General features: G+C 33.9%; 17 protein-coding genes. 3 read left to right on the forward strand and 14 right to left on the reverse strand.

Going from position 1 to position 8,986, the window contains the following annotated elements; genetic code table 11:
- The 14 genes from AC6UDF_RS05525 to AC6UDF_RS05590 form a co-directional block, all read right to left on the reverse strand.
- Entirely contained in the window at window positions 1–192 is a 192-nt protein-coding gene (locus AC6UDF_RS05525; protein ID WP_500706909.1) for a hypothetical protein, read from the reverse strand.
- A gap of 14 nt (window positions 193–206) precedes the next feature.
- Entirely contained in the window at window positions 207–581 is a 375-nt protein-coding gene (locus AC6UDF_RS05530; protein WP_500706910.1) for a DUF1064 domain-containing protein, read from the reverse strand.
- On the reverse strand, window positions 562–1,284 hold the full coding sequence (locus AC6UDF_RS05535) for a phage antirepressor KilAC domain-containing protein (RefSeq protein WP_500706911.1): 723 nt from the start codon (window positions 1,282–1,284) through the stop codon (window positions 562–564). Before AC6UDF_RS05535 ends, AC6UDF_RS05530 begins: the two co-directional genes overlap by 20 nt.
- A 5-nt stretch (window positions 1,285–1,289) precedes the next feature.
- Window positions 1,290–1,478, reverse strand: coding sequence for a hypothetical protein (locus AC6UDF_RS05540; RefSeq protein WP_500706912.1), 189 nt, complete (start codon window positions 1,476–1,478; stop codon window positions 1,290–1,292).
- On the reverse strand, window positions 1,475–2,266 hold the full coding sequence (locus AC6UDF_RS05545) for an ATP-binding protein (RefSeq protein ID WP_500706913.1): 792 nt from the start codon (window positions 2,264–2,266) through the stop codon (window positions 1,475–1,477). Before AC6UDF_RS05545 ends, AC6UDF_RS05540 begins: the two co-directional genes overlap by 4 nt.
- Window positions 2,256–3,002, reverse strand: coding sequence for a DnaD domain protein (locus AC6UDF_RS05550; RefSeq protein ID WP_500706914.1), 747 nt, complete (start codon window positions 3,000–3,002; stop codon window positions 2,256–2,258). The genes AC6UDF_RS05545 and AC6UDF_RS05550 overlap by 11 nt, the downstream gene beginning before the upstream one ends.
- Before the next feature lie 14 nt (window positions 3,003–3,016).
- Window positions 3,017–3,391, reverse strand: a complete 375-nt coding sequence (locus tag AC6UDF_RS05555; protein ID WP_500694517.1) for a hypothetical protein — start codon at window positions 3,389–3,391, stop codon at window positions 3,017–3,019.
- An 11-nt stretch (window positions 3,392–3,402) separates the two neighbouring features.
- Complete coding sequence (locus AC6UDF_RS05560) at window positions 3,403–4,248, reverse strand: PD-(D/E)XK nuclease-like domain-containing protein (RefSeq protein WP_500724009.1); 846 nt, start codon at window positions 4,246–4,248, stop codon at window positions 3,403–3,405.
- A complete protein-coding gene (gene bet, locus AC6UDF_RS05565) occupies window positions 4,187–5,068 on the reverse strand; it encodes a phage recombination protein Bet (RefSeq protein ID WP_500706916.1) in 882 nt (293 codons plus the stop codon). Before bet ends, AC6UDF_RS05560 begins: the two co-directional genes overlap by 62 nt.
- A 3-nt stretch (window positions 5,069–5,071) precedes the next feature.
- Complete coding sequence (locus AC6UDF_RS05570; protein WP_500706917.1) at window positions 5,072–5,293, reverse strand: hypothetical protein; 222 nt, start codon at window positions 5,291–5,293, stop codon at window positions 5,072–5,074.
- 266 nt (window positions 5,294–5,559) lie between these two features.
- Window positions 5,560–5,787 carry a hypothetical protein gene (locus AC6UDF_RS05575; RefSeq protein ID WP_500706918.1) on the reverse strand — a complete coding sequence of 76 codons (228 nt, stop codon included), beginning with the start codon at window positions 5,785–5,787 and terminating at the stop codon, window positions 5,560–5,562.
- A 13-nt stretch (window positions 5,788–5,800) separates the two neighbouring features.
- On the reverse strand, window positions 5,801–6,115 hold the full coding sequence (locus tag AC6UDF_RS05580; protein WP_500706919.1) for a hypothetical protein: 315 nt from the start codon (window positions 6,113–6,115) through the stop codon (window positions 5,801–5,803).
- Window positions 6,112–6,372 carry a helix-turn-helix domain-containing protein gene (locus tag AC6UDF_RS05585; protein ID WP_500706920.1) on the reverse strand — a complete coding sequence of 87 codons (261 nt, stop codon included), beginning with the start codon at window positions 6,370–6,372 and terminating at the stop codon, window positions 6,112–6,114. The genes AC6UDF_RS05580 and AC6UDF_RS05585 overlap by 4 nt, the downstream gene beginning before the upstream one ends.
- Window positions 6,365–6,619 carry a helix-turn-helix transcriptional regulator gene (locus AC6UDF_RS05590; protein WP_500694507.1) on the reverse strand — a complete coding sequence of 85 codons (255 nt, stop codon included), beginning with the start codon at window positions 6,617–6,619 and terminating at the stop codon, window positions 6,365–6,367. Before AC6UDF_RS05590 ends, AC6UDF_RS05585 begins: the two co-directional genes overlap by 8 nt.
- Window positions 6,620–6,754: 135 nt before the next feature.
- Here AC6UDF_RS05590 and AC6UDF_RS05595 point away from each other — a divergent pair, with 135 nt between their 5' ends.
- From AC6UDF_RS05595 to AC6UDF_RS05605, 3 genes are read left to right on the forward strand one after another with little or no spacing between them, the layout of a single operon-like run.
- Window positions 6,755–7,399: a LexA family protein gene (locus AC6UDF_RS05595; protein WP_500706921.1), complete on the forward strand. Its 645-nt coding sequence runs from the start codon at window positions 6,755–6,757 to the stop codon at window positions 7,397–7,399.
- A 32-nt stretch (window positions 7,400–7,431) separates the two neighbouring features.
- Window positions 7,432–7,896 carry a hypothetical protein gene (locus AC6UDF_RS05600; RefSeq protein ID WP_500706922.1) on the forward strand — a complete coding sequence of 155 codons (465 nt, stop codon included), beginning with the start codon at window positions 7,432–7,434 and terminating at the stop codon, window positions 7,894–7,896.
- A 51-nt stretch (window positions 7,897–7,947) separates the two neighbouring features.
- Window positions 7,948–8,886: an SHOCT domain-containing protein gene (locus tag AC6UDF_RS05605; RefSeq protein WP_500706923.1), complete on the forward strand. Its 939-nt coding sequence runs from the start codon at window positions 7,948–7,950 to the stop codon at window positions 8,884–8,886.
- The last annotated feature ends 100 nt before the right edge of the window (window positions 8,887–8,986 follow it).

Consider the following 8,986-nt stretch of genomic DNA (forward strand, 5'->3'; position numbering starts at 1 on the left):
CTATTTGCCAGCTCCAATCCAACCAACAATGCCAAATATTGCAACTAAGATCAGAATTACCCACCATAGTTTCAGAGCAAACAGAATAACAAACCAGAAAATTATCAGAAAGAACAACCAACTGCAGCAGTCAGAATCCAAAAACCAGCAACCTAAAATTAATAATAAAATCAAAATTGTAACTAGCCACATGTTGGCCAACCTCCCTACATTTCCTTTTCTGTAAATGCGTGTCTCTTATAGTCATATCTGGCAATTGTGACTGGTATCTTGTACAGATATTCAAACATTGCCATTCTTAAGCTAGCGTCTGCCGTGATTTTGCTACCTTTAACGTCTACTACCTTGACTAATCGTTTTGTATTGTCGTAAATACAAAAATCTGGTGTGTAATAACGTCTTGAATGCCGCTTATTGTTTAGCTTGAATTTTGGCACAATCTCAAATCTTTCATGAAAGCTAATCGGGCATTGTTTGTTCTTCAATTCTTGCCGGTAGTATTGATACTCAGCTTTACTATCAAACTTGATACCGTCCGCTATGACTTTTTTCGCATGATATTTATTCAACGACCAAATCATCCTTTAAGAACTTATTAATAAAATATTGTTGTCCTTTACCAGTGACTTTGGTTGTTTTGGAAACAACAGTATTATTTGCATGCATAACTAACGTTTCCTTAACTTGGAACAATCCTTTATCCACTGATTTTTGAGTTGGCATGTTGTAGTCGGTTCCTTTACGTTTGATTAAGTATCCATTATTTCTTAGATATTGGAATAAACGGTTTTGCCCCATTTGAACGCCATTTTGACGAAGCAATTTAGCAAGTTCTCCAACCAAAATGCTAGTCTTGCTAGCGGTGACAGCATCAGCAAATAACGCTTTTGGCTGCATGGTTTCAATTTGTTTAGCTTGATTAGCTGCTAATTGAAGTGCGTCTCCCATATTTTGAGGAATATCGAAACCACCGTACTTTTTAATTCTGTCTTCCATCTGGTTGAATGCCTTAATATATTCTGCTTTGAATTTCAGAGCCTTTTTGCCATTAAAACCAAAGGCAAGCATTGTAAATCCATCGCGATTCATAAAATAAATTGGTCTATCTCTGCCATAATTATCTTTAACTGTGGACCTAGTAAACATCTCCTCAAAAGTGAGGACATCTTTTTCGAGATTTTGAACATCTCTAAGCACATTATCGTGACGTTTGCCAAATACTTCAGCTACTTTTAAACTAGTTGTTACTGCGTGTTTATCTTTCATGATTACTAAATCATTCATTTTTGTTACGCTCCTTTGCTTGTTTTAGTTTCTTGATTTTCAACATAACGTTGATAATGTGCTACCCAATTGTTTTTCGCTCGTCTTCTCATAACTCGCAACGCTTCTTCGTTTTGTTGATGTTCTTGTAGATTTTCGTAGAAAACACCGCCGTTTTTTAACGGTTTAACAAGTATTACTGATTCGTTTTTCAAAATAACCTCGCTCTATAATCTTTTGTGTCCTTGAATTTAATTATTTTATCTTGACTGCCTTTCATCACTCTCGAAACTACTTTGTCGTTATAGATGTGTAGCATTTGCTCTCCGGACAAATTAGTTGTGATAATAGTTCGATTGCGATGATTCAAAATTGCGTATAAAACATTTTGAGCCCAATTAGATGCTTCGCTGTCCCTCGTTTGAAAAGTTGCTTCACTACCTAAATCATCTAAAACTAAGAGATCCACTCCACTTAGTAGTGAAACCATTGACGCTTCTTGATAAGGACTTGTTTTATCGTGAAAGCTACCTTTGATACGTCTAAGCAATTCGTTAAAATCCACAAACAAACAACTCTGCATTGGCTCAGCATGATTATTTACATACTTTAGAATTGAATAAGCTAAATGAGATTTCCCAACTCCAGCTTTGCCAGAAATGATTGCATTACCTTTATTATTTTTATCGGTATAATAAGTTGCTAACTTTTCTGCTAGCTGCTTATTATTCTTCGTTTCTGAATTACGTTCTTGATAGTCGTTGAAACTTACCCTTTTTAAGTCCGGATCGTCCATAATTGAAGAACGTTTAAGCATGTTATAAGTGCTTCGACGCTTTACTGTTTTTCGAAGTTCTTCCATATGCTTATGCTCACGTTCTTTGGTGCACTTCCAACAACTTTTATGACCCTTAAATTCTTTAAGTTGAACGTCCGGATGAATTGAGCAAGTTTCTTCCAACGTTTTTAAGTCTTTACTTAAAAATCTAAGGTCAGAAGTCAAGGTTCCTTTCCTCCAATTCTTCTTGTGTTATTGTCTTGTGTTGCTTTTTATTACTATTTTGGAAATGTCGATGTTTGAAATTATCCTCAGCCGTCTTAGCCTGTTGAACAGTATTAATGTTGTTTTTGCGATAACTTCTAAAAATGCTATCCATATAAGAACATGCAGCGTTATTACTGACGTTTCTCTGAGCAGTTATCTTAATGACATAGTTGACTAAGTCATTGCCAAATTCTTTAGACCATTCACTTAAATTCTCAATAACTGCATTTCGTGGAACTCCAAAATAGTTTTGAAACGAATTAATTGGCTTCAGTTCTTCTCGCTCTACTTCTTCTTTAGTTTTTGTTTTATTAGTACTTGTTTTATTAGTACTTGTTAGTGTGCGATTTTCCGATGTCGGGTTTTCCGATGTCGGATTACCCGATGTCCGATAATCGAACATCGGTGTATCAGATAATTCCCAAAATGGATCACCAAAATTACCTTGTTTATTTCTCAATTGTGACCGTCTTAAATATCCATACTTTTCAAGTTCTTCTAGTCCTTTCCTTAATGAAGCTCTTCCATCAATGGAATGGTTCATCACTTCGGTTTCATAAAACTTCCAAGTATCTTTTTGTGCCCACACGTACATAAATATTCCACGTGCTTTCCAACTTAAGCGTTCATCTTGAATTATTTGATTATCTGCAATAGTAAAATGCTCTTTATGATGTCTAACAACTTTTACCATGTTTAATCACCTCTTTATAGACGCCACAATTTACCATCATTAATTGTTAAGTGTTCAATTGCCCCAATTTTGAAATCTTTATAATTTTTAATTGAAATTAAATTTTTATCTACTAAGCTATCCATAGTTTCTTTTATTTCATCTAAAGTTAAAAACGGAAGCAATAGTTGAAGATGCTCATAATTTTCTGCTAGATGAAGTTCATTTCTACCAGCAATACGTCCTTCTTTTTCTGCTTCTACCCATTCTTCATCTGGTTCTCCAACTAAATTCATTCGTTCATATAATTTTTGGAGAATAATCGTTTCTTTTAATCCAATTTCAGTAGCTAATTTTTTAGGAATTAAAATGGGTGTTTCATTAATCAATGGAAATTTTGGGAAATACATATTATTACCTCCTAATACAATTCAATTGAGTCAATTGGTGTCACAGTACTTAGCTTCTTATTCATTCGACAGTAATCGCAATGTTCACATGCAATTGGTTTTTCAGTACCATTGATCACATTTGCAATATGCTGCTGTTTCTCTTTTAATTCGTCCATTTCTGTATCCATCATGAATTGTGGAATTGAAAAGATGGCTTTGTCTGGTTCTTGTTGTTTAGAAACAGCAATGATATAAGGAGTGGACTCAATACCAAATGTTTGTTTAATCAACTCTTGGTAAATTGCCATTTGCAAAATATATCCACGACTTTCTGCAAAATTCTCAGGAATATGTCGTTCAGCATTCCAGTGTTTTTTGTGGAAATCATCAACAGTTTTCAAATCAAAGAACATGTTTTTATCAGGAGACAAGCAATCAAGTTTCCCCATCCATTGAATGCCGTCAATTTTTCCGGTTACAATAACTTCTTTTTTTCCTTGATAAATCAATGGAAACTTAGGGTCATTTTCAAGTGCTTCAATCATCTTATTGGCGTCTTTGTAATCTTTTTTAATTCCCTTTTCAGGGTTGCCATACTTATACAATTGCTTTTTATGCTCATCTAAAAACGCCTGATGTGATTCTTTACTTTCAAAATAAGAATGGAGATAATTGCCAACCAATAAGGGTGTTTCATCCCTTTTGGGTGCATACAATCCTTTAAGTTGTGCTAAAGCAGAAGATTCACATTGTAAGAAATTCCAGTAAACCGATTTTGACAAGTAATGCCAGTTAGCTTCAGAACTATAGTAATTACTTTTTGTCAGGTCGAAGGTCGTCGAGTTGTCCAAAGAGTTGCTCTTGTTGCTGTTCATTGAGTTCTTTACTGCTTCCGTCATCACTTGTCACATCCCTTTCTGGTTTCTTAGGTTTTTCTGATTGTGCTTTTGATTCGTCAACATCTCTGTTATCTTCATCAAATGGAGTTTCTGGGAATTCATCAGAGTTTTTGTTGTTTGTAACATCTTGTGGTTCTTGTTTTTTAGAATTATCAGAAATTAAATCATCCACACTAGTAGCAGTTTCTTCTTCAGCATTTACAGTTCTAGGTTTCAAATTAGCTTCTGGATCGCCTTGTTCTTCCTCTGTATAAAGTGATCCAAGATTTTCTGGGAACGCTTCACGCAAAGCATTAACAATTGCAGTCTTCCTAATCATATTCAGTGGCATTTGTTTCCAAGTAGCCTGACCCTTTGAGAACTCATCAAGTGAAATTTCAACGCTAATTGGAACCTTACGATCATCTCTATAAACCTTTGCCCAACCACCAATTAATGTATCCTTTGGAAGTTTGATAGCACCATTTAATTTAACAATTTCATCGCCGCGTTGAACGATGATTCCAGCTTCAAATCCTTGGAAATGAGGATCAGCATTAGCTCTTTTCATAAATGCTTCCTTTGAAGTAATAATCTGTGCTGGTCGACCTCTGAACTTAACCAAATAAGCCTCATTCAAGAATGGGTTTAATCCTTGAAATTTACATAGCTGTAAGAAATTAACAACTTCTTGATTAGTTACTTCAGCATTACCTGATACTAGATATTCTTTAACCATATTCCCTGATAATTTAACGTTTTTGCCGTTTGCTTCATATTCAATTGGTTTTGTCATTGCTGTGTTTTCGTTTGCCATTTTCTAGTCCTCCCAAGTTGTTAGTGCTGGATGAATTGCATTGATAATGCTTTGTTTGCGTTTATCCTCATCAGTAAATAATTGTTGTAGTACTTTTTGATCATCGACAGTCCTACTAGAAATATTTGCTTGAATATCGCTAAGTTGACTAAAACTATCGAATAAACGTTGATTTGAACTGATTAATTGTTTTCTTTGTTTTAATAATTGATTTATTCTTCTCATTATTTTTACCTCTCTATTCAAAATACTTGTCTTTGTGGTCATGGAGTTCTTTTGCACAATATCCAATAACCATTCCAATAATTAATGTGAGAAGTAAAAATAATCCTTGTGTTTCTGTAAAACTAATCATGTCTAATTCCTCCTATTTCATAGTCCGTTGAATTAACTGGCCATCACTGGTAGAATTAAACCGTTGGATGTTTAATAGAACCAATTTGTTAAGACCTGTCGAGCTGTTACTCGATTGGTCTTTTTTTGTGTCTTTATTAGTCATCTGATTTCATCTCCTCGCTAGCTATATATTCATCCATACAACTTTTGATAAGTTCGGTGGTGTTTGCTCCAGCAACTGGTTTGACTACTTCAAATAATGCATGCATTAATCCATTTGCTGATTTAGCAACTTCATCCATTCCAACAATATTTGCTTGAAATGAAGTTTTTTGATCTCCAACAATAAGCTTCAAAATTGTTTTTTTATTTTCTTCTTCCATTTCATTTACCTCATTAAATTTCAAATCCTTGGTTTCTTTCGGCCTCAATCATGTTGCTTTCAATTTCTAGATATTCTTCAGCATCGCTTGGGACAACTTCAAATTGATAATTCTTGTATGAATATCTGGCTGTCCCAGACGCTAATACCTTAGTTTTGCTTGAAAGCTTAACAATAGGCTTACTTACATCACTAATCAGTACCTTTATCTCGTCTGATTCAGTATTACTTGGATAACTACCATTCGACCAAAGAGTCCAATCAACGGTTTCGGTAAGTTGGTTTCGTAAATCTTCACTTTTAATGTTTTGCAGTTCGCATACTCTCAATTGATCGCCTCCTTATAAGTCACTGTGTGATTTGTAATCCACTCATCAACACCCTTACGCGGATATACATATTTGTTTCCTCGTGGAATTACTGGAAAATCCGGTTGGTAAATGTAGTATTTTTTGAGTGTATTAACGTCACAACACAGATATTTTGCTAATTCTTTTTGGTTAAACATTCCCTGCTTGATTTGCTGATTTTTAATGATTGAATCAGCAATTTTGAAGAGAACACTTTTAATTGTTTCTTCAATCATTCTTGCCCATCTCCTTTGTTGGTACACTTTTGTTACCATTAAGAGCAAAAAAAATATCACTAATTTTCAAGCCTAAACCATCAGCAATTTTTTTAGCTGTCGGTGGATATGGATTATGTTTTCCAGATAGGATGCTTTTTAAATTTGCATCACTAATTTTATTCTTTTTTGCAAATCCATTAATTGAATAACCATTCATTGCAATTGCTTCTTTTATCTTTTCTGGATCTTTTAATTTTAATAACATTTCTTAACCTCCCTTCAACATCTATAACTATAAAACATTTGGTATACAAATGCAACCATTTTTGGTATCTTTTTGATATTTTTTGGTATCTTTTTTCAACTTTATTGATAAAATACAGTTAAAGGAAGGTTACTCATGAATACTAATAGTGTAGATTTTGGAAAAGAACTAGCCAAAATCAGAAAAGAAAAAGGATATTCAATTAGACAAGTAGCTTTACAAGCGGGAATGTCCCATCCATACATTTCACAGGTCGAACATGGAAAAAGAAATATCCCTAAACCATCAACTTTAAAAAAGCTAGCTAAAGGTTTACGTATTTCAGATGAACAAATTTTTCAGTTAGCAGGACTAAAAGAATTGCTGCCTGCTAATGCAATAAAATTCGAAAATAATATGGTAGACGTACCAGTATTAGGAGAGATAGCTTGTGGTGATCCTATTTTAGCTCAGGAAAATATAGAGGGTTATAGAGCGACATCAATAAACTCATTACCTTATGGTGACAATTTTTGGCTAAAATGTAGGGGAGACTCAATGGAACCTAAAATTCCAGATGGTGCATATGTACTTATACATGTTCAATCTACAGTTGAAACTGGCGATATTGCAGCTGTTCTTGTTGATGATGAGACTAACGCTACACTTAAAAAAATTGTTAACCAAGAACATGAAACGATCTTAATGCCAATTAATCAAAAATATACCCCTATCGTCATTAACAAAAGCAATCCTGGTAAAATAATTGGAAAAGCAATTCAAATAACGATAGATTTATAAACTTTTTTAATATAAAAATAAAGGGAGATTTTATGAAAAAAAGTATTTTTTTATCAGCAGCCATACTAGTAGCATTATCTTTATCGTCTTGTTCATCTAAAACAAACAAAAACGAACATAAAAGTAGTAAGCCCAAAACTGAGAAAAAAGTTAAAAAGAATAAACAAGCAAACAATAAAAATAACAAAGAAAATAATAGTAGCAAAAAGACTAGTCAAGAGAGCCACACAAGTGTTAGTTCTAACAGTTCTTCATATACAAATACGCAACAGACAACTAACTCTCAGCAAACTACATCCCCTAACCAATCAAGTACATCTCAACCTGCTGTGTCTAACCAAACGAATAACCCTAACCAACAATCTGTTACCAGCCAGTCAGATAATTCTAACGTTGATCAGGACCAAGACCAAGCACCAGGAAATAATCCAGATGGAAGCCCAGATTCTTGGGTACAAGGTCAAATTGATTGGGCCAATTCTCATCCAAATGGATAGATAGTCCAACATTAATGGCCATAAAAACTGATACATAAGGAGAAACAAGCAATGGAAGAACTAGCGAGTTTAAAAGGAACTAACGGGCAATTGACAGTATATGATGATTATCTAATCATAAGTCGCAATGGTATATCTGCAATCAGCGCTCAAGGAACTCAAAAAGATAGAACTATCTATTTAGATGATATTCAATCAATAAACTACCAAAAGCCTACTCTATATCGAAACGGGTATCTTCAAATAATATTGGATCCTAAAATGGCTCACAATCAAACAACTTCTAAAATAGGATTTACTAATTCGCAAGCTCTTAAAGATCCAAATTCAATTGTTCTTAGAGCATTCAAAAAGAAAACAATAACAGATAGTGAAAATGTTTATAAAATAATTTCCGATAAACTAAAAGAAATTGAAAAAAATCCTAGTAATAAGACACACGGTCCATCATCGACAGGAAACGAGATAAAAATACTTAATCTGTCTATTAACAGAGACGATGAAGAAATTACAAAAAAAGCTACGATGCTTTCACCTAGTGAGTCTTATAAATTTAAGGACATCGTCAGTTATAAAATAAATCAACGTGGAAACAACGAAACAAAGCATCATGGAATAACACGAGCAATTGTTGGTGGAACTCTAATGGGTGGAGTTGGTGCAATTGTTGGAGCTATGACCGGTGGAAAGACTTATGAAGTCGTAAATTATTTGTCAGTGAATATTAATTTTAAAAACGATCAAACATGGGAAATTAAATTTATAACCACTAAAACAAAAGCTAATTCTTTGACTTATTCCAATTCAATTAAGCAATGTAATAAGCTCTGTGCCATTTTAGATGAAATTTTAAAAGATAACGACAACTCAAATACTACTTCAGATATTGACTCTGCTGATGAAATAAAGAAATACAAACAATTGGCTGATGAAGGAACTATCACTAGCGAGGAATTTGAAGCAAAGAAAAAGCAGCTTTTAGGATTATAAAAACAAAAAGCATCCCTACCGTGCGTGGTAGAGATGCTTAACCAGAGGATTTGAATATAAGAAAATTGGTAAAAGTAAACTCTACAATTTGTGGAGCTTA

Source organism: Fructilactobacillus sp. X2R6C1 (assembly GCF_059901295.1).